At 40.3% G+C, this 19727-nt stretch carries 16 protein-coding genes; 6 read left to right on the plus strand and 10 right to left on the minus strand.

Annotated elements, in window-relative coordinates; translation table 11 throughout:
- Positions 1-74: 74 nt before the first annotated feature.
- The 6 genes from AABK37_RS12560 to AABK37_RS12585 all read right to left on the minus strand — a co-directional run bounded on the left by AABK37_RS12560 (position 75) and on the right by AABK37_RS12585 (position 8585).
- Positions 75-608, minus strand: a complete 534-nt coding sequence (locus AABK37_RS12560; RefSeq protein ID WP_432551899.1) for a hypothetical protein — start codon at positions 606-608, stop codon at positions 75-77.
- A 324-nt stretch (positions 609-932) separates the two neighbouring features.
- Positions 933-4256, minus strand: coding sequence for a CHAT domain-containing protein (locus AABK37_RS12565; protein WP_432551900.1), 3324 nt, complete (start codon positions 4254-4256; stop codon positions 933-935).
- Between the two features lie 28 nt (positions 4257-4284).
- The gene (locus tag AABK37_RS12570; RefSeq protein ID WP_432551901.1) at positions 4285-5247 is read right to left on the minus strand and encodes a DUF1822 family protein; all 963 of its coding nucleotides are present in this window, start codon (positions 5245-5247) and stop codon (positions 4285-4287) included.
- Positions 5248-5283: 36 nt separating this feature from the next.
- On the minus strand, positions 5284-6024 hold the full coding sequence (locus AABK37_RS12575; protein WP_432551902.1) for an RNA polymerase sigma factor: 741 nt from the start codon (positions 6022-6024) through the stop codon (positions 5284-5286).
- Between the two features lie 362 nt (positions 6025-6386).
- Positions 6387-8378 carry an ArnT family glycosyltransferase gene (locus AABK37_RS12580; RefSeq protein WP_432551903.1) on the minus strand — a complete coding sequence of 664 codons (1992 nt, stop codon included), beginning with the start codon at positions 8376-8378 and terminating at the stop codon, positions 6387-6389.
- A 69-nt stretch (positions 8379-8447) separates the two neighbouring features.
- Complete coding sequence (locus AABK37_RS12585) at positions 8448-8585, minus strand: hypothetical protein (RefSeq protein WP_432551904.1); 138 nt, start codon at positions 8583-8585, stop codon at positions 8448-8450.
- Here AABK37_RS12585 and AABK37_RS12590 point away from each other — a divergent pair.
- Positions 8584-8742, plus strand: coding sequence for a hypothetical protein (locus tag AABK37_RS12590; protein WP_432551905.1), 159 nt, complete (start codon positions 8584-8586; stop codon positions 8740-8742). The genes AABK37_RS12585 and AABK37_RS12590 overlap by 2 nt on opposite strands.
- On the opposite strand, the gene AABK37_RS12595 is transcribed toward AABK37_RS12590, so the two are convergent.
- Complete coding sequence (locus AABK37_RS12595; RefSeq protein WP_432551906.1) at positions 8725-9309, minus strand: hypothetical protein; 585 nt, start codon at positions 9307-9309, stop codon at positions 8725-8727. The genes AABK37_RS12590 and AABK37_RS12595 overlap by 18 nt on opposite strands.
- A gap of 341 nt (positions 9310-9650) precedes the next feature.
- On the opposite strand from AABK37_RS12595, the gene AABK37_RS12600 reads away from it, so the two are divergent.
- From AABK37_RS12600 to AABK37_RS12615, 4 genes are all read left to right on the plus strand, one after another.
- Positions 9651-9983 (plus strand): DUF565 domain-containing protein, encoded by a 333-nt coding sequence (locus tag AABK37_RS12600; protein ID WP_432551907.1) that lies wholly within the window; start codon positions 9651-9653, stop codon positions 9981-9983.
- Between the two features lie 142 nt (positions 9984-10125).
- Positions 10126-11046 carry a glycerate kinase gene (locus AABK37_RS12605; RefSeq protein ID WP_432551941.1) on the plus strand — a complete coding sequence of 307 codons (921 nt, stop codon included), beginning with the start codon at positions 10126-10128 and terminating at the stop codon, positions 11044-11046.
- 294 nt (positions 11047-11340) lie between these two features.
- Positions 11341-11697 (plus strand): hypothetical protein, encoded by a 357-nt coding sequence (locus AABK37_RS12610; RefSeq protein WP_039739955.1) that lies wholly within the window; start codon positions 11341-11343, stop codon positions 11695-11697.
- A 556-nt stretch (positions 11698-12253) separates the two neighbouring features.
- Positions 12254-13276, plus strand: coding sequence for a spore photoproduct lyase family protein (locus tag AABK37_RS12615; RefSeq protein ID WP_432551942.1), 1023 nt, complete (start codon positions 12254-12256; stop codon positions 13274-13276).
- A 127-nt stretch (positions 13277-13403) separates the two neighbouring features.
- Here the strand turns inward: AABK37_RS12615 and AABK37_RS12620 are convergent, their stop codons facing one another.
- Positions 13404-14858 carry a protein adenylyltransferase SelO gene (locus tag AABK37_RS12620; protein WP_432551908.1) on the minus strand — a complete coding sequence of 485 codons (1455 nt, stop codon included), beginning with the start codon at positions 14856-14858 and terminating at the stop codon, positions 13404-13406.
- Positions 14859-14994: 136 nt separating this feature from the next.
- On the opposite strand from AABK37_RS12620, the gene AABK37_RS12625 reads away from it, so the two are divergent.
- A complete protein-coding gene (locus AABK37_RS12625; protein WP_432551909.1) occupies positions 14995-15651 on the plus strand; it encodes an SMI1/KNR4 family protein in 657 nt (218 codons plus the stop codon).
- 111 nt (positions 15652-15762) lie between these two features.
- Here the strand turns inward: AABK37_RS12625 and rimJ are convergent, their stop codons facing one another.
- Complete coding sequence (rimJ, locus tag AABK37_RS12630; protein WP_432551910.1) at positions 15763-16329, minus strand: ribosomal protein S5-alanine N-acetyltransferase; 567 nt, start codon at positions 16327-16329, stop codon at positions 15763-15765.
- 222 nt (positions 16330-16551) lie between these two features.
- Positions 16552-19563, minus strand: a complete 3012-nt coding sequence (locus AABK37_RS12635) for a type ISP restriction/modification enzyme (protein ID WP_432551911.1) — start codon at positions 19561-19563, stop codon at positions 16552-16554.
- Between the last annotated feature and the right edge of the window lie 164 nt (positions 19564-19727).

Genomic DNA, 19727 nt, shown 5'->3' on the forward strand with positions numbered 1-19727 from the left:
ACCAAAACAATGAAAGTAAAATATGGAATAACTTAAATTCTTGTTACCTTGAGTCTTTCTCTCAAAATATTCTCTTACCGACCAAAAACCCCAACCCCGTAGTAACAAGCGCCAGTGCCGCAATGAGGCATATCAACTTTGACTCGATATGTCCCACTTCTGCGAGGTGTGAAACCAACAATTGGGGTGCTATCGCGATCGCTATCGGAACCAATAACATTACCATTTGTATCGTAGACGGTAATATCTAAATCTCGACAATCGCGATCGCAAACTCCAACGATGCCATAAGATGTACCAGCATCAAGATTAATATTTAGATAGCCCGACCCGCCATGATATAGCATATTTACATAGGGGTCATGGGTTGATTCGTAGCCATTAAGACCAGCACCGTAAAGAGCGTTTATTAATTGTATTGCTACGTCGTCGGTAAAACTGTTAGCGCGTGCTGGGTTTGGTGTTAAAAGAAGGGAACCAAACAGAAGAGGTAGAACTGCGAATAATTTAGTTTTGAGGTTCATGATTTGAGCTTCCTTTTTGGTAATTAAGCTGTGTAGTTTGCTAGTTGTTGAAAGCAGAAGTTTTTGGTCGATAAAATCAAGCACAAGAATTTTGTAGAGACGTTAATTAATTACGTTCCACGATGGGTAGCTTATTTTTCAGGCAGGAAAATCTATTGCTGCAAGATATGAAATGAAGCTTTTGGGAGTGAATTTATCCCCTTATGCTTGTTCTGTTATGTATGCGAAAATATAGTGCTGCTTTTACGCAAATTCGGAAAAATTTTTGATATTAATTAGTCAGGTTTGGAAGCATTCCACTTTTTTGCTTGTCCGGAAGCGAGTTTGAGGCATAGAAGCTAGTTTTTGTTACAAAACTTTACAATGTGTCCCATTTTACAACAACTGGGCACCTACCCACATTATTTGCTAATCCTGCTTAAACTCCATTTGGGCAAAGTGGTCTTGCAGCAGTTTGTGGATGAAGCGGTAACGACCACCAACACGTTGTAGGAATAATCGCTCTGTGCAGTAGTCGAGGAAGCGGGCGTAGTTCCAGGGGATGTAACCGCTTAAGTAGAGAATAAGGCGTAGCGTGAAGTGCTTAATAACGGGTGTTCCACATCTGAGTATCCCTCCTAATAATCCAAAAAATAATCCAAACATTAAGCTGTAAATTAAAGCTTTATTTAAACTATTATTTTGTAAAATCCGTTGATTCAAAAAGATTAATATTGTAGAAGGCACTAAATAAAAAACTGATACTTTTAAAGTATTTTTAGCCGATTGCCAAATACCTTGATTAGGAATATTTTTATTTTCTATTTGTATAGCAGAAAAACTAAAAATTAGCCCGAAACCCAGCCCGGAAACCAGCCAAAAAATCAGATCGAAATTCAGCCCAAAATTCAGCCCGAAAAATAGCCAAAAAACTAGCCCAAAAATCAGCCCAAAATTCAGCCCATTTTGAAAATTATTAGAAGAAAATTTTAGAGTTTCAAATGTTTTAATTTCATCTCCAATCAGCCCAAAAATCATCCCAAAAATCAGCCCAAAAATCGACAAAGGAATCAGCGAAGCAATCGAAAGAAGAATCTGTTCATAACTCAGCATATAACTCAGCCCAGAATTCAGCCCCGAAATCAGCCAAAGAATCAGCCCAAGAATCAGCCCAAGAATCAGCCCAAGAATCTGCCATTTTACAATGATTTTGTTAGAATCGTTATTAGACCTAATTAAAACTATCTTTTCAAGTTTATACTCTATTATCTCACCAAATAAACTATTAATTAGCCCATAAATCAGGCCATAAATCAGCCCAAAAATTAGTACATTAATTACCCCATTCATAACAAAAAAATCAAAATGTCCAAAAATCAACCCAAAAATTAGTTCAAAAATCAGTCCAAAAATCAACATTTGTATAACTCCCCAGGCGATACAATTATAGATGACTTTGGCAATTTTAGTTTTTAACAAACGAGGCTGGATTTCTTCAATCAAGAACTCTGTTTTAGATTCCCTTTGCATTTGCTTCGCTAACCAAACAAGATGCATTCGCGTTTTTCTAGCATTAGGAGATTTGTTCTTCAAATATGCCCTACTGTTAATATCTCTTCTTAACATACGCCCTACATAGGCATCTAACAAATACTGAAGGCGGTTTGCTGTAGAAGTCAAACGCTGCCATTCTTCAACAGATATTTCTTTAGATGCTAGAACAGTAATGCTGAGTATTAAGGGAGTTTTAACTAACTCTAGCAAGTCTATGTCACTACTAATCGTTGACCACAGTTCTATATATTCAATGCTGCTTAGATAATCACAAATTTGATTATTGGTTAAAGGTTGTAGGTAAATAGCACCGTTAAGTTGCAGTTGAGTAGCGTAGTTACTATATTCCTCAATTCGACTACAAACGACTAGATAAAATGGTCTAGTGTTGCCTGCTAAAAACTTGTTAATTGCCAGGACACAAAGTTCTTGACGTTGTGGTTCAAGTTCATCTAAACCATCAAGTAATGGTAGCAATTGACGTTTATTTACCCACTCTTGACCAAGCTTTTTTGATATACCATACTTAGATTTCAGTTCTGCCAATAACCAATCAGCTAAAGATAGGCGGTCATCTTTCCATGAAGACAAGTTAAATAAAACTGGAACCGGATAATTAGACTGTTCTTCTGCACGTTTAATTAATTCTTGAGCTAGTTCTAATTGTGTAGTTGTTTTACCCGACCCCGGCGCCCCTAAAATTAACAGTTTACCTGCAATTTCTTCTGAGTCAAAAACTTCTAAAATTGTTGTGGTATCTGGGAGAGGTTCAGCAGGCTTTAAGCCAATTTTTATCTCAGCATCCCAAGGTCGCTTCACCTGTTGTGGTTGTGACTCTTTACCTAAATTAATCAGCACGGTATTGTGTAGCGACTGCCTTAACCGTGCTGTAACTTCCTCTTTAACTGCGGCTAATAGTATCCGTTGATTCTCTGGTCGAGCAGGGTTGCCCACGGTCGCCACTGCTTGCTGACCAAAGAAAAAATTCCAGATACTGCTGCCAATTCGCCCAGCATTAACATTTTCGCGGCTAAGATGAGAGTTAATATCCCAGTCTGCACTATGTATCCTCCCACCAGTCCGCAATTTTTCCCACGTTGGTGGTGTGACGGCAGAATTTTGACAAATAACAGGTAAATATTTTGCACCAGGATACTGCTCGTTAAAGTCTTCCAGTCTTAAACGTGCTTCCCGTACCGATGCATACAGCGATTGATTTTTACATGCTAATGCTGTTAAAAAGTGCTTTAAAAATGTTTTGGCAACTGCATCAGGTACAGGTTCCCGCATGACTATCATTTGACGGATATTTAGTTCAGCTAGTTGGTTCGCTAAACCCAAACCATCGCAGGAATTAAAGATTGCCAGTTGTAAACCACGAGAAATGGCTTTTTTGAGTGCTTCAAATAATTCTGTTATTTTTAAGCCCTGGACGCGCGCGTTGTTGAGAGTAATTTCCCCAACTGTACCATCATCCGAACTGGAACTATGACCTGCAAAAAAGAAAATATCCCAGCCTTCTTCAAGCCAAAGACATTCCCGTAACTCTTGTGGGTCAGGTTGTTTGAGGAATTTCAGGAAGGCGCCAAGCTGCTCTAACCTCTTCAATTCTTGCTGGTCAAACGTAATATCAATTTCTTGACTACCATCTGCAATAGTACTTGACCCTAACACAACAAGGATTCTTACTTTATTTGAATTAGAGGGAGGTAAATCACCAGGGGTTGCAAAACTAGTCGGACTGAGAGCAATTTCTGTTTTGGGGTAGTTATCTGCAAACAAATTCCAAGCTTGCCAAGGAAGACGGCGTAAAATAGGGTCTTGAGTTTGAATAATTACCCTAATTTCTTCTTCATTATTTAAGGACTGTTGTAAAAAATCCCTAATTTTCTGCCATTCTGAGTAGGTAGAATTATTCAGCCAGTTATTGAGATATTCGACAAAATTGTTAACTGCATTACTTTGAGAAAAGTTAGTTACCCCAGCTTGTTTTGCTTTAATGCGCGGACTTTCATTAAAATTAAAAACCCTTCGCCACTCATCATTTAACTTTTGTGGCATATCGGGGTTAGCTGGTAATCGACCAGTAATTTGCGCTCGTGTTTCAATAGTGCCTTCATCGAAGCCAATCTGGACTGTACAAGAAAAACCCCGTTGAAAATCTCCCTCTGGTAGCTGCAAGATAACTAACTTCCCCATTGGCGTCTCCTTGTTAGCTCCGAGGGGCTTACAGTATAAAATTTTCAATTATACTAACATCTTCCAAAGCCAATTTTACTTGAAATTCGTCTCCAGTTCGTCCTTCTTCCAGTTCTAGCTGCATCCAGTTGTCTGCAACTCTGGCTTGATTTTCGCTCAGAACATTGCCATCACTACTCAGTACAATTAACTGCAACCCTTGTGGTAAATAAATGCCGTCACCAGTCGGATATACCCGCAAACGAATATCCACCGACCCCGACGTTTGTGTAGTAAGTTGAATAACAAGGGCAATTTTGTGGGATGCTAGTTGTATTCCCAGGTCAATCACTTTAGCTCGACTAACACTAACTTCTTGGGAATTTGACTCTTGAACTTTCGGACGAATAGCGCTGCGGTATGCGGGAGATAATACTAAATCTGGAGATTGCCAATCTGATGTAAATAAGTTTTGCAACCACTGACCCAAATGTACTACAGCTTGTTCTATTACAGAAGGTTTGGGGGAAACAACTTCTGCAACAGGTTGTAAATTGTAGATTAAATCAGTTAAAGATTGTAAGTCACTTAAGGGTAACTCTTCAGCTGTAACTTCTTTGACAAACCCTAATAATCTAGCTGTTTTGGAGATTTCATTAATTTCCACCACAACATAACCAATTCTCTCAGTCCAAACTTCTGGTGGAATGTTAACTGTTTTTGCTTCTGGTAAAACTGGACGACATTCCAATTTACCAACACCTGTAATTTCTAAATCCGCTACATCTAATAGCAAATGTGAGAGTGAATTCCAACTATCACTATGTTCTAAATCTGTCTCCACTTCTAGATATTGACAGTAAAAGTTGGCTGCATATACAGCCAAAGTATTGAAATAAATCTGCCTAGATTTACCTGAATCTTGCTGTTTGCTACTCAACTGTCGGGCAAAATTATAAGCCTGTGCAGTTAAGGGAACCTGAAAATGTAATGTTTCGTTACTGTAATTCATGATGTGCGTTTTTTACTCAATTAGTTTACAAAGTGATTAATGTTGATAATATTTATGATAATATTCCTGGATTTTAGGAATAAAATATTTGAGACAGCGTTGATAAAAACTACTCAGTGTTGACACCCCTACTTTCCATTCAGCAGACATATTGTTCCAAGATTGTTTAGTCAAGCGACGTAAGGCAATAGCTTGAAAGTTCGCCTCTGGATGATTTTTAATATGCTCTTGTTTAAATAAATCATCTGGGTCTGATTGCAAAATTTCTTGTAATATTTCTCCACCATCAGGCAGAATTTGCGGTTGTGGAATTGTATCCAAAAGTGTTGTTCCCGACTCACCAGAAAACTCGATGGGTTCATCTAAAGATACTTGTTTGTTTTTTTGATAGCGTCTAATAGCATCTATAAAACGCTTATGCAAGATAAAATTTACCCAAGCAATTACCGTACCAAATTCAGGATCATATTTCTCGATTTTTCGAGAAACATATAACCATGTTTCTTGCAAAGCTTCAGAATACACATCCTCTGGATAGCTGTATCTCCCTTTACAAAAAAGCCTTCCAGATTTCTGGATTTTACTAGCAAGTTGCCCTAGCGCAAGCTGCCTTTCCTGACTTTTAGGTGGAAATTGTTTAGCGGTAAGAGCCAAATGTTCTAGCCTGCTGTCCAGTTCATCCATAGTGTGATTTACTTTATAGATATGCTGTTGTTGATTGTCCCAGTTGGTCGAATAATCCGGGAATAAAAGCTCTGTGGTATTGAGTTTCAGCATCCAGGGTGGCGAGTTTACTCCCATAAAGCTTGTTCTCCTTGTTTCCTTTAGAAGAATATGCGTTGAGAATAACCCGCTTTTACGCAGGGTTGAAAAATTTTTCTATGTTTTCGAGCAGCGAAGCAAGATGCTGCGAAATCAAAGCTTGTAACCGATATTCTGTACTTGAAAATGACCATTATTAATAATTCAAAAATAATTATCAATAATGGTTATTTTGTCAAGTATTAATACTGATGATTATTCGTGACTGGGCGATGCTTAAAGTTTGATGCGACCGATGGCAACAACTGAGACATTAGGAGCGTTAACTTCTAACTCCAGTAGAGACGTTCGGAACGTCTCTACCGCGCTCGTAATTCCTAACTCTTCAAAGGCACTCTAATCAATTGATAAGCACCACTGCTGCCTAAATTTTTGTAATCGGCTGGTTGCAAATTCATTTGTATCAATTTTTTCGGCTGAGAAAGAATCAGCACTGAGGCAGGTTGTGCTTTCTTCGCTGCTTGGTTTTGGATATGCTCTTCAGCCTGTTCAGGAAATTTGAAGAAAGTTACGTTTTCATGGGTGTAAAATACCACAGTTGGTTTTTTAAAGCCAACCATGATTAATTCTTCATTTGGTTGTTTTGCTTGGACTGCGATCGCCGACAATTCTCTTAAGGGCAACTGACGCTCACGATCTACCAAAAACAAAGCAGGCATCAGCACTACAATTAAAAACGCCGTTAATCCCAGTAAATTTACACCGATAATCGGCAGCCAAAAACGACGCAATAATAAAACCGCAATAATTACCGCACAAAGCAGCCAAATTATACCCGCCAACATCGGTAAATTTAACTGTTGAAGTTGTTGGGGAAAGTTAGGTGCAGCTGGATCTTTACCTAATAATTCAGGTAAGTGAAATAATGCCACTCCTACCGCCGATAAAAATGCTACATTCACCCAGCCACTCCAGAGGGGGAAATGGGGAGAGGGGGGGAGTGGGGGAGTGGGGGATGGGGGAGATGGGGGAGATGGGGAAGCAGGGGGGGCAGGGGGAGCAGGGGAAGCAGGGGGAGCAGGGGAGGCAGGGGAAGAAATTCCCCCAAGTCGTCCTCCTTGTCCCCTTGTCTCCTTGTCTCCTTGTCCCCTTGTCTCCTTGTCTAAGAAAAAGTCGCTCCATAACAGCGTTACTAAAATTGCTGCTGCTGGCATTAAAGGTAAAACATAACTGGGGAGTTTGGTGACAGCAATGGTGAAAAAGCTAAAGACAACAATAAACCAGATAAAGGCAAATAAAGCAAGTTGTTGAGAGCGTTCTTGAGAGCGCCAGTATTTTATTTGCCAAAACTTCAGTCTGGCGATCGCAGCCGGCAAGTAAACTGAGTATGGCGCAAAGCCTAACAGTACCACTACAAAGTAAAAATACCAAGGCGCTCTGTGACCATTAACGACTTCTGTAAAGCGTTCTAGGTTGTGATAGCCAAAAAACGAGTTAATATAATTCCAACCATTGCGCCAAATTACCAACACATACCAGGGTACCGATAAAGTAAAAATTATCAGCATCCCGATGAGAAAGCGCATTTCTCGCAACACTTCTCGCACCTTCCCCACGTAAACCAGAAACGCCGCGATAATCAGCCCCGGTAAGACAATTCCCACCGGTCCCTTAGTCAAAATCGCCCCAGCAATTAGCACATAAAAAGCTAAATACCACTTATTCGGAAATGGCGATTGGCGATTAGCTTTTAGGGATTGGGAAGAATTCACTTCTGTATCTCTTCCCCATTCGCCATTCGCCATTCCCTTACTTGCGTATCCCAGAAAAAAGCATAACAAAGCTGTTGCTATGCATCCAGTTAGCAGCATATCTGAGACACCCGTTCTTCCCCAGACAATCATTTCTGGATTGAGTGCCATGATAGCGGCTCCTAAAGCAGCTGTTAACCAGCGTCGAGTCGGGCGAGAAATATGCTCTAACTCGTCTTGTCTTGCCAGAAACAAAAGCAAAGTGTAAAATGACAGACTAGTTACAGCGATCGCCGCGATCGCACTTGGCAGACGTACTGCCCATTCATTCACACCAATAATTGCATAGGCGATCGCCTGACACCAGTAAATCAAAGCAGGCTTATCAAAACGAGTTTCACCATTGAAAAACGGCGTGATCCAATCACCCGTAACGAACATTTGGCGTGAAGCTTCGGCAAACAGCGGCTCAGTCTCATCAATCAAGCCAATGCTGCCCAAATTCCACCCATAACCCACCCAACCAATCAAAATCAGCCAGAAAATCGATAAAGTCACAGCTAGAGCCGGACGCTTTCCTAAATTGCTGAACCATCGGTCAACAGCGCGATTAGTCATTGGTCATCAGTCATTAGTCATTAATTACTAGGCAGCGCGATCGCTCTTATAACAATCAATAGTTACTAGTCAACCGCAACTAGTCAATAGTCGTTGATTACTTATGTTTTGTTCTTTGGCATTGGGTATGGGTAATGGGTAATGGGCAATGGGCAATTGTTTAATGGGCAATGGGCAATTGTTTAATGGGCAATGGGCTTTTCCCATGAGTCCCTTTTCCCTTTTCCCCTCTTCAATTCCCCATGCCCGATGCCCGATGCCCGATGCCCGATGCCCGATGCCCGATGCCCGATGCCCGATGCCCATTGCCCGATGCCCATTGCCCATTCCCCAATTCCCCATTAAACTATTGACTCAGAATTAATTGCCATTCTTTGCCTTGAGCATTCCAAACAGGTATGGAAGTTTCGCCGACAACATATGGTCCCCAGTAACGGCGGGAACCATCCTGAGCAAAAGCCACTAAAATATCTCCTTTCTCTAGGTTTAAGTTCCCCTGAGGCAAAGAAAGAATCAGCCCCTTCTCATTACCTTCCCTAGGAGCAAAATCCCAATGCGCCGGCACATCGAAAGAGTTAGTTTGAGTTTTCTCGCCTTTTTGAGGCGATCGCGCCAGCATTGCCAGTCTTACAGGCTGATCTGTTTGATTGCTCATTCGCAAACTACCTCGATCCCCCGCCTTTGGAGCCGAGTTATCATTACTATATGTTAAGACGGAATTACCAGTCTCTTTACTGCTGTCTGCCTTGTTATCAAAAACAGGTGCAGAATCTGTTATCTCGTCTTCAGGCTTGTGTGTAGGCGGTAGAAAAGATTTTTCTGGCTTTTCTGACTCGAAAGACACACTTACTTGAAAGTATGCCAGTAACAGTCCAAGCAGCCCCAAAGCACAAGCTACGACAGTAGCGTTACGATACACTGACGATTTCATATTGATAATTATTAGAAATAAGTATTTTGTTTAGGCTTGCCCAAATAGTAGCCTACTATCCAAAAAAGCAACTCAAAAAAATTGCCTATTGTAGACTCTCTTTAAATTAGCAGATAAAATGTATCAAAAATGTCATTTTGAGCAAAAGTATACCCGCTGGGAAGTAGCCTCAACAAAGCTTTTCAGCTTGGCTCAATACGACAAAATGTATAATCTTTTATTTACGCCAAAAAAACCAATAGACATCTACAATACTATTCAAACAAACTTATGCTCAAAACGATATTCTCTCTAGAGAAGTATTTTATGATATGTTGACTTTTCCATAAAAGTCTGAGTCAATGCAAAATACTCGTCTCAATAATCTATCGAATGCCATTGCTACCCGCTTAAGAGAATGGTTTTTCAATCCTTGGCGGCGACTATCGCTGCTATTGATTAGTTTTTTGTTCGGTTTTTTTTTGGGATCGGCAGTTGCTACCACAGCCGGACAAACTGCTGAATGGGATATTGTGGTAGCCGGAACTTTAGTAGTAGTGACCGAGGTCAGCAGCAGAATATTTTATCGCAGCAGCATTTTAGCAAGGCGATCGCTCTGGATAGAATCACTAAACTTTCTCAAAGTTGGTTTCACCTACAGTTTATTTCTCGAAGCCTTCAAGCTGGGATCGTGAGGAGAGGGGGAGAGGGGGGACAAGGGAGACAAGGGAGACAAGGGAGACAAGGGGGACAACTAAGCACTACCCACTAACGACTAAGCACTACCCACTAACGACTAAGCACTACCCACTACCCATTACCAATTACCAATGCCCAATGCCCGACTTTGACCAATTACGTCTGTTTAAATCTGTCTACCCAGCTTTTAGCGAGTTTTGCGAAACTAGCCTGCATCGTCAAGCCGACGCGATGTTAGATGTGTTGCGGGATTTGTGGCTACCTTTGGCAATGCAACTAGCATCGCGTCGCCAAAAGTTGGAGCGTCCATTTATACAGGGAATTTTAGGAGGACAGGGAACCGGGAAAACGACAATGTGCGCGGTTCTCAGCTTGATTATGAAAGAGTTGGGATATCACACGCTGAGTTTATCATTAGATGACTTATACAAAACTTATAGCGATCGCCTGAAATTAACACAGCAAGACCCCCGTTTAATTTGGCGCGGTCCCCCAGGAACCCATGATATAGACTTAGGCTTAACTGTATTAGATCGAATTCGCCAGTTACAAAATCCAGTAGCAGTTCCCCGCTTTGATAAATCTGCTTGCGGCGGTGCGGGTGATAGAATCACTCCAGAAATTGTCGAAGGTATAGATATTGTATTATTTGAAGGTTGGTTTGTTGGCGTGCAACCCATCAACCCCGCAGCATTTGATACTGCACCGCCACCAATTATTACAGATGAAGATAAAGCATTTGCTCGTGATATGAATCGCCAATTAAGTGATTATCTACCACTGTGGCAGCGATTGGACAGCTTAATCGTGCTGTATCCCAAAGATTACCGATGCTCTTTAGAATGGCGGCTCCAAGCGGAACAGCAGATGATTGCTGCTGGTAAATCAGGCATGAGCGAAAAAGAAATAGAGCAATTTGTTTATTATTTTTGGCGTTCTCTTCATCCCGAATTATTCATCAAGCCGTTGGTAACAATGCCGACATCAGTTGATTTAGTTATCGAGATTAATACTGACCATAGTTTTGGTGCAGTTTATCAACCAAAGGATGTTTCTTAGTTATGGGAGCATCGCTGCGGAGCGTAGCAATACCCTATAAGGGTATCGCTAAACAAACAAAGCCTGCCTCCGCAGGCTTAAAGACTCATAGCCTGCGGAGGCAGGCTTCGTATGTATAGCCCCAGCATTCTATGCTGAGGGCGATAAAGCGCAAAATCACAAAGAAATAATATGAGGATTTGCAACGGGAAACTACTACTCGTGCATTGGGTAGAACCCGTTCTAGTTATAGATGTTAGGTCGTTTAACTTCAATTTAAAATATAAGTAAGTCAGAAAAAAAACACTCTTCTACATGAAAATACAGTCATCAGTGCTAGTCCATCTGGGATTCGGAAAATACGTGCGCTCAGATCAGGTAACAGCAGTAGTACCAATTGAGGAAGAGCGCGGACCTGGGCGGCGAACTTTTGTTCATCTACAGGGGCAAAACGACCCAGTTATCGCTTCGCGGGCTGAAGACACCATCGTGCGTGATTTGGTGCAGGAGCCGCGAGAAGTTACTCAATCACGTCAACAGCAAGAAATTCTCCAAGATTTATTGGTAGATTTAGGCAACGTTAACTCAACTGTGCGGCGGATCAGTCGTGATGAAGGCGGTTTGGATCTTGAACGGTTGGAGCGGCGCATCCGCCAAGTTTTAGAGAATTAGTTAATTGACACTCTCCGGCATAAATGCGCGGAGATTCTTGGTTCAATGAGTCCACTTAACTTAAAGCCCTTGCGATATCTAAGCCATAGGTGGTTCTCTCCCCAAGCGTTACTTTCGGTATGCCCTACCGTAGTTGGATGACTCCAAAATTTGTTTGTTAGAGACGCGACCGGTCGCGTCTGTACAAAGCTGGTCGTCTAGTTCCCATGAAGATTTTACCTATTCCTGGGTGGAACTAGAACTGTGGAATAGAACTCCATATCTTCAATTGTCAAGGTGCAGCGTCTACGAGTTAGGTAGCAATTGGGTTTTTAATGTGGTTGATTACCCTGCCACATTGATTATCTTACCACCAAATCGGCAGCCTGAAGACTGCCTGCGGTTTTCATCCTTGGGCTAAAGCCACAAGGTTTTCAACCAACGTTCTTATAATGGGCGTTTCGCCAACTACGGAACCGCCCTTTTGTTGTCAGTGATTTTTAGTGCCAAGCAATACGGAGATGATAGTATGCAGGCAATTGCAGATAATCAAGTTGCGCGTCAGCCTCGTTTGTGGATGCCCGATCGCGTAGTATTTACACCCGCAGCCTTAGAAGAATCTTATGGGCAGGAGATATTACAGCGCTTCAAGTCTCTTAATTTACCTGTAGAAGAGTTGCCGCGAAATCGCCTGACTGGTTTGCGGGGTGAGAGCGATCGCGACACTTATGATATTGCCAAGCGTACTCTCGCAGTCGTCACCGCACCCCCCAGTTCTTTCAAACTTAGTCCCATCCCCCCTTCCGCCGATTGGCAATTTCATATCGCCGAAGGTTGTCCGGCACATTGTCAATACTGCTATCTTGCAGGTAGTTTGCAAGGTCCGCCAGTTATCCGCGTCTTTGCCAACTTGCCGCAAATATTGCAAAATCTCGCAGCATACGAGCAACCGAATAAAGCCACGAGTTTTGAAGTTAGCTGCTATACCGACCCCTTGGGTATTGAGCATTTGACAGGCAGCCTCGCTGAATGCATTCGCTACTTTGGCACACGGGAGAATGGATATCTGCGTACTGTTTCCAAGTTTGACGGAGTAGATAATTTACTCGACTTACCGCACAACGGTCATACGCGCATGAGGATGAGTGTCAATGCTGCGCCTGTTTCCGGTCGATTTGAGGGCGGCACCGCACCAGTAGCTTCCCGGCTTAATGCCTTGCGGCGCTTGGCGTTACCTCAGTCAAAAGGTGGTGGCGGCTATCCGGTGGGGTTGGTAATTGCCCCAATTATGCCTATAGACGATTGGGAAGCACATTATACTCGTTTATTTGATTCTATCAGTGAAGCATTAGATTTTGATTGTGACTTGACTTTTGAATTAATTTCCCACCGCTTCACACCTGGGTCAAAAGAGGTACTACAAACTTGGTATCCTCAATCAAAGCTGGATATGGACGAAGCGACACGCAGCGTTAAACGCAACAAGTTTGGCGGCACAAAGTATGTTTACGACGGTGACACAATGAAGATGCTGCGCCGCTTTTTTGAAAGCGAGATTCGACGGCGTTTTCCTCAAGGTCGCATTCTCTACTGGACTTAGTAGAAAAACCCATCATACCTCGTTTTTTGCCAGAGGTAAGGAACGAGAAAAAATATTTTTCACGATTGTAGAGACGTTCCGGTGGAACGTCTCTACGAGGGTTTTTTGGTCAAATGAGGGCGATTTTTTATTGACCCGACCGAATTTTCTCAAGTAACTCATAAAAAGGTTGCCAATTATTTTCCTGAGCGATCGCTTCCCAAATAGATTCAATCACAGGTCTTAATAACGGCGTTTGCGGATTATAACGAGTTAGACACTGACCAATTTTTTCTACCTCTTCTGGAGTTAAATTAGTCAAAATTCTATGATATATACCAGACCAATTGACAAATAACTCTGTTGCTCCTAAAGATTGCCCAATCTCAGAATCTCTAAGAATATCGCTGGCATTATCTCCCCACTTGGTAGAAAAGCTGCTAGCCATTTCCGCAAAAAAGTGGTGATAACTAACTGGATACATCTTTAAGAATTCAATAGTTGCCTTTAAAAGTTCTTCAGCATCTGATATAGGCAACTGCTCAAAACCCAATTTTTTCAACATTAAAGAGCGATATTCATTATGATAATGCTCATCAAAAGTTGATAGCCCAAATTCCATGTCATCTTGAGCAAAAACACTTTTTAACGGTTCTTGCAGCATTTCTAAATTCAACTTGCAAACTAACGGTTGATGGCTGTAGCAGTAGCGCCCATAATAATCGAAATACGCAGCGACAAAGTACGGATCGTAACTCGGAATAAATGCATAAGGTCCATAGTCAAAACTCTCACCCGTAATCGACATATTGTCAGTATTTAAGACCGCATGACAAAAGCCCGCTGCCATCCATTGCGCTGCTAGTTCTGCTACGCGCTTAACTAATTCTGCATAAAATAAAGCGTATTTATCTTGTGTGGCGACTAAATGTGAGTAATACTGTTCAATTACGTGGTCTAAAAGCCTTTTGGTTAAATCTGGACGTTTAAGATAGTGCAGTCGCTCAAAAGTGCCAAAGCGAATATGAGATTTGCTCATCCTGACCATTACTGATGAGCGAGTCGGGGAAGGTTCATCACCGCGCCACAAAGGTAAACCTGTTTCAACCAAGCTCAAACAGCGCGAGGTTCGCACGCCCATATAATGCAGCGCTTCTGCCGCGAGAACTTCCCGCATACCGCCTTTGAGTGTGAGCATTCCATCTCCACCACGGGAGTAGGGCGTTCTCCCAGAACCTTTTGTGCCAAAGTCGTACAATTCGCCATCAGTGCCGCGTACTTGCCCGTAGAGAAAGCCTCTGCCGTCACCCAAGCCGGGATTGTATTCACCGAATTGATAGCCGTGGTAACGCAGCGCTAACAAAGGTTTGCGCCCTTCAAATTTGCCAAAGGCGACGATAAAATCTTCGTCTGTTACTGCTTGAGGATTTAGTCCCAAACGCGGCAGAAGTGCGTCGTTACGCCAGCGCAGGATGTGTTGGGGAAATTCTGCTGCTGCAACTTCGTCGTAGTAGTCATCCCCTAGAGATTCTAAAGCTGGTTCGTAGTTGAGAGCAACAAAGGGATTGTTAGAAGCGTCGTTTTCAGTTTCAGCCAAAGTCATTACGAGCCAAACTTGGTATATTCTTTCTTTAATACTACCTCTGGTGGGAAATGACAGCACTTTTGTTAGCTTTAATTGAACAAGGCTCGCTAAAATTTGTCTATGGCAGCGCCACCTTTAAAATCTGGAGCGCAGAATGGATAAACTTTGGCAAATAAGAAACAAGTTGACTCAATTAGCAATTTTAGATACAACATTTCAAATTTTTGGCTCAGAATCACACCAATATCAATTCAACCCTTGCTTGGAGGAAGCTGAAATTGAAGCTTTTGAAGTTAAATACAATATTCGGCTTCCCTGTGAATATCGAAACTTTTTGCTAGAAGTTGGTAATGGTGGCACTGGACCAGGATACGGTTTATACAGACTACCAGATTTGGAAAATGAAAGTGAAATAACAGCAATACCGAGTCAAGAAAATGAAGGTTTATTGTGCAAAGCATTTCCCTTAAAAGAAGCGTGGAATGATTTAAGTTTGATGATGAAAGACAATGCCGATTCTGAAAGCAACCTATACTTTGACAGCCAATTTGTTCAGGGAACTATCACCATTGCACATTATGGTTGTGGTATTTACGCTATGTTAGTTATTACTGGAGAACAAAAAGGAAAAATCTGGATAGATGACCGGACTAATGATTGTGGAATTTATCCTGCTACTTTGAATTTTTGTCATTATTTCCATGCTGACGATCCAGATGACTTTCAATCATCTGAAGAAGAACAGGAACCTTTAAGTTTTTATGATTGGTATGAGGACTGGCTGAACCAAAGTCTACTGCAAGTTCTTTAATTAAAGCCTAATTTAGGCGAATGGGTGCATCTTATACGATTTTGGATTTTAGATTTGGGATTTAGTATTACATTTGAAAAAATCTTGATTTAAATGTTTATTTTTTGCTTTCTAAGGTTGCCAGTTAGGATTTGTCAGACTCGTGAGAATGTGGTCTTGCCATTGTCCATTAATTAATAAATAGTCTCTCGCATATCCTTCAACAACAAATCCTAGCCTTTTTAGCAAATTGCCGCTACGCTGATTGTGAGGCATATAGTTTGCCATTATTCGGTGTAAATTTAATTCTTGAAAGACATATTCAATTGCTGCATTTAGTGCTTCTGTCATATAACCTTTACTTTGTTCAGTTTCGGCAATACTGTATCCTACAGAACAAAATTGAGCGGCTCCCCGGATAATGTTACGAAAGTTAATATTGCCGATAATTGTTGTTGGTTCTGACTGAGCAAAAATAAATAATTTTAATGCTAGGTCATTGAGAAATTCTTGTAAATCTATCTCTACTTGTATCTGCCAATATTCTTGTGTGAAAAATTTTTCGTTCCATTGAGGATAGAATGGTGTAAGATAAGTTTTGTTTTCTGTGAAGTAGTTTATAATTTGCGGTATATCATATGTGGTCGCTAGTCGTAATAATAGGCGATCGCTTGTTATCAATGGCAGTTCATATATCATAAAAATACGATTATATTTGGGGAAAAATCGCCCTCAGGCTGGAAGCCTGGGGCTATACGAACAAAGCCTGCCTCCGCAGGCTATAAGAATTTTAGCCCACGCAGGTGGGCTTAGTTCGTATAGCTGCACCCTTCTAGGGTGCGGGTATTTTCATTGGGACGCTCATTGTATAAAATAACATCATTTGCATCAATATTTATGTAAATTCACAATATTCTGTCTTTATTTTTCACTTTTCATCTGTTGAATAATCTGCATCGTCTCCACACTGACAGTACAGACTCGTTGTAGTAAATCTATCACCTGTTCTTTATAATCTGCAAAGCGATAAGTATTGAATTTTTCGGCAATAGTTGGATCTTTTGGCTTCTTTTCTTTATATTGATCCAAAATCCACATCAAAGCGCAACGATTGCCTAAGTGATATTCCCAAGCGAGTTTGGGGACATCTTTTAGAGTTGTGACATCATCTAAAATGATGCTTTGGTTAATTTTATCAGCTTTTAGTTTCGCTTTGGGTGTGGTTTTTCTATCTTTACCCAAAGGTAAATCAATTCGTTTTAAAGGATAGGGTGCGACAGTTTCATAATTGATGTGCAATTCCATCAACTGTTTACCCCAGTTAACCCATTGCTGAAAGTCATCGTAGAAGGGTAAGCGGGGAAATTCGCGTTTCAGGTTGAGTTCGTATTTTTCTCGGTAAGCGGGGTTATGTAAGACTGCGTAGGTGTAGTGAAAAATATCTAGTTTGGTAATTGTGGTGTCGTTGTAATGATTTTGGAATTGTTTCAATCCCCAGTCGGTGATGTTGTCGTGTCGGTTTCCGTCTTTGTCGTAACGGTAGAGGGGAAGACATTGAGAATCTCCGGTCAGGTGTAAGTCAATGATTGAATTAGTAGCTAAACAATGAAATGGCTTCGTATTGCCCAAAGCTGAAAAAGCTATATATTTATTCTGTGAATCATTTTCCCGATAAATATCAAACCACTGATAAGTCATGCCGTTAAAATGCTTATCAAAATAAAGCTGTGTTTTAAAAAAAGGTCTATATAAACTTTCTTTTATATTTTTTACTTCAAAATCTTTGCTTATCCTTCTTTCCAAATATTTCGTTAGTTCTCTGTCCCATTTAATATCAATGCTTACCTTATTTAAACCTGCAAGTGTACTATTATAAATTTCTGCAAAGAACTTCATTTTAGCTGAGATATTTTCGGCAGATAAGTCATAAACCCATTCATCTCGCTGAGTTGCAATGCCTCTGGAAAACAATTGAAAAACTGCTTCTTGTGCTTTACCTGCTTTTACATCTTTATCAACTAAAGGTATAAGATTATCAAAGTTATTATTAGTCAAATTAACCCAATTATGCTGTTTATCTGGTATAGCATGGGTAAAATTCAAAGTCCTAAGATTATGAGAAATCAAATATGCTTTCTTTTCATCTGCTTTAGCATAATCTTTAATTGCATTATAAAAAATCTTAAATCCTTCAGTCTTCTCATTTCGCACTAAAAAGTAAACGGCAGTTCCTACTCTAATTTCATCACTGAATATATTACCACCTTCTTTTCTGCGTCTTTCTCCACTTGTGCGAGCATTACCCTTCAAATCAATAATATAAATCTCATTAAATTCTTCAGCTACAATCTTTCTAAATCCATCGTAAGTTATAGCATCGATAAAAGAATTGTTAGAAACAAAAGCAACAATACCATTTTTGCCTAGACGGTCAGATGCCCATCGAACAAACCGAGTGTACATATCATATAGAACAATCCGATTCTGCGCTTTACTGTATTTGATATAAGTATCTTTGATACGTTTATCTATCGCTTCATAACTACGATTGGCATTATCTTGATTGAAATTATCTTGTTTGGCATTATAAGGTGGATTGCCCATAATTACAGAAATCTCAGTTTCATTTTGTCGCTTGATTCTTTCTGTGTTTTCTACACTCATGGCAAACAAATTCATTTGCTTGCCTGCAAATGATGTATGCTCAAGTGTATCGAAAAAACATATATTATCAAACTCTTCATATACACCCATTTTTTGTTTATAGGTGTATTCAATATTCAAGTTGGCGATATAATAAGGTAAAATCGCTACTTCGTTGCAGCGAATTTCATGCTTATATTTGTATTCGAGTTTATCTTTGGGTAAATAATCGATTAACTCAGTAATAAAAGTCCCGGTGCCGGTAGCTGGGTCTAAAATTTCGACATCTTTATCAGCAAGCAACTTACCAAAATTCTTGTGAACTAAGTAATCTACACTTTCAATCATGAAGCGCACAACTTCATTTGGTGTGTAAACGATACCCAATCTATCCGCAGCTTTGGGATTATATGCTTTGTAAAAGTTCTCGTAAAGCGCTTTGAGAAACTTCTGCTTTTCATGATGGTTGTAAATGTTCGCAGCAGTTCTTCTAATTACTTTATAGTAACGTTCAATTGTGCCGAGGGTATTTCTTTTTGTGTTACCTGTAAAAAAGGTGTTGATTACTTGTTGTAATTCACGCGCAATGTTATTTTCTTTATGAAATTGAGATTCGTTGAAGATGTTGATAAATATATCTTCTGTCAATATGTGCTGAATCATCATTTCCCGAATGTCTAATAAAGTGACTTCCGGATTTATTGATTCTTTGCAAATATGCCAAAATTTCGCTCTTGCTGTTTGAAAATTTGCGTTGGTTTCGCTTTGAATGTCTATTAAGTTTCGCAATGCAATTAAAATAGTTGGTAAGTCTGTTTTAAATACTTCAATTGCTTCGCGAAAATCTTTAACTTCTGGGCGAACATAGTTGATAAAATGTGTGATAATTCCATCTAGCGCGTCAGCATCTCTCATGGAAACGCGCAAGGTTTCATTTCCACCCTGAATCAAAACTGCTGTTTGCGAGTCTTCAAACAGGATATTACTATCTGGGTAGCCTTTTGCTAATTTTTTATCAATTTCTTGGTTTAAGTTGTCATATTGGTCTTTGCTTTCCCAGTAACCCCAATCTAAACGCAATGCATCTTTTACTGTGCCATCGGGATAGACTATTTTGCCGTTTCGAGTTTTATAATCTAATTCTGGGATGAGTTGAAAATCTCTGGGTTTGCAATACTCGTTAAGTAAGTTTTGGAAGGCAACTCTTATTGATGTTTCTTTGCGGGAACCACCATATTGAATTATTTTTTCTACTTCTGTATGATATTGAGTTACCAGAAGTTTGGACATGATTTATAAAATCTTTATAATTTTAGAATCTGTCCAATGTAACTTTACTGGTAATGAAAATAGATGAGAAAAGTTACGTAAATCTAATACGTAAGTTAAAAGTTTTTTAGTGATTATACTGAATGGATGAAAGCGGGGAGATGATAATTATGGAAAAAGAAGGA

The organism is Tolypothrix sp. VBCCA 56010, from assembly GCF_050875635.1.
In the GTDB taxonomy this organism is placed as follows: domain Bacteria; phylum Cyanobacteriota; class Cyanobacteriia; order Cyanobacteriales; family Nostocaceae; genus Hassallia.

What these genes read in the sequence shown, in the direction of transcription:
- AABK37_RS12585 (WP_432551904.1), bottom strand. Translation starts at nt 8,585, where the DNA reads ATGGGAAAAGCCCATTGCCCATTAAACAATTGCCCATTGCCCATTAAA.
- AABK37_RS12570 (WP_432551901.1), bottom strand. Translation starts at nt 5,247, where the DNA reads ATGAATTACAGTAACGAAACATTACATTTTCAGGTTCCCTTAACTGCA.
- AABK37_RS12580 (WP_432551903.1), bottom strand. Translation starts at nt 8,378, where the DNA reads ATGACTAATCGCGCTGTTGACCGATGGTTCAGCAATTTAGGAAAGCGT.
- AABK37_RS12610 (WP_039739955.1), top strand. Translation starts at nt 11,341, where the DNA reads ATGAAAATACAGTCATCAGTGCTAGTCCATCTGGGATTCGGAAAATAC.
- AABK37_RS12625 (WP_432551909.1), top strand. Translation starts at nt 14,995, where the DNA reads ATGGATAAACTTTGGCAAATAAGAAACAAGTTGACTCAATTAGCAATT.
- AABK37_RS12605 (WP_432551941.1), top strand. Translation starts at nt 10,126, where the DNA reads ATGCCCGACTTTGACCAATTACGTCTGTTTAAATCTGTCTACCCAGCT.
- rimJ (WP_432551910.1), bottom strand. Translation starts at nt 16,329, where the DNA reads ATGATATATGAACTGCCATTGATAACAAGCGATCGCCTATTATTACGA.
- AABK37_RS12565 (WP_432551900.1), bottom strand. Translation starts at nt 4,256, where the DNA reads ATGGGGAAGTTAGTTATCTTGCAGCTACCAGAGGGAGATTTTCAACGG.
- AABK37_RS12620 (WP_432551908.1), bottom strand. Translation starts at nt 14,858, where the DNA reads ATGACTTTGGCTGAAACTGAAAACGACGCTTCTAACAATCCCTTTGTT.
- AABK37_RS12615 (WP_432551942.1), top strand. Translation starts at nt 12,254, where the DNA reads ATGCCCGATCGCGTAGTATTTACACCCGCAGCCTTAGAAGAATCTTAT.
- AABK37_RS12590 (WP_432551905.1), top strand. Translation starts at nt 8,584, where the DNA reads ATGAGTCCCTTTTCCCTTTTCCCCTCTTCAATTCCCCATGCCCGATGC.
- AABK37_RS12595 (WP_432551906.1), bottom strand. Translation starts at nt 9,309, where the DNA reads ATGAAATCGTCAGTGTATCGTAACGCTACTGTCGTAGCTTGTGCTTTG.
- AABK37_RS12575 (WP_432551902.1), bottom strand. Translation starts at nt 6,024, where the DNA reads ATGCTGAAACTCAATACCACAGAGCTTTTATTCCCGGATTATTCGACC.
- AABK37_RS12600 (WP_432551907.1), top strand. Translation starts at nt 9,651, where the DNA reads ATGCAAAATACTCGTCTCAATAATCTATCGAATGCCATTGCTACCCGC.
- AABK37_RS12635 (WP_432551911.1), bottom strand. Translation starts at nt 19,563, where the DNA reads ATGTCCAAACTTCTGGTAACTCAATATCATACAGAAGTAGAAAAAATA.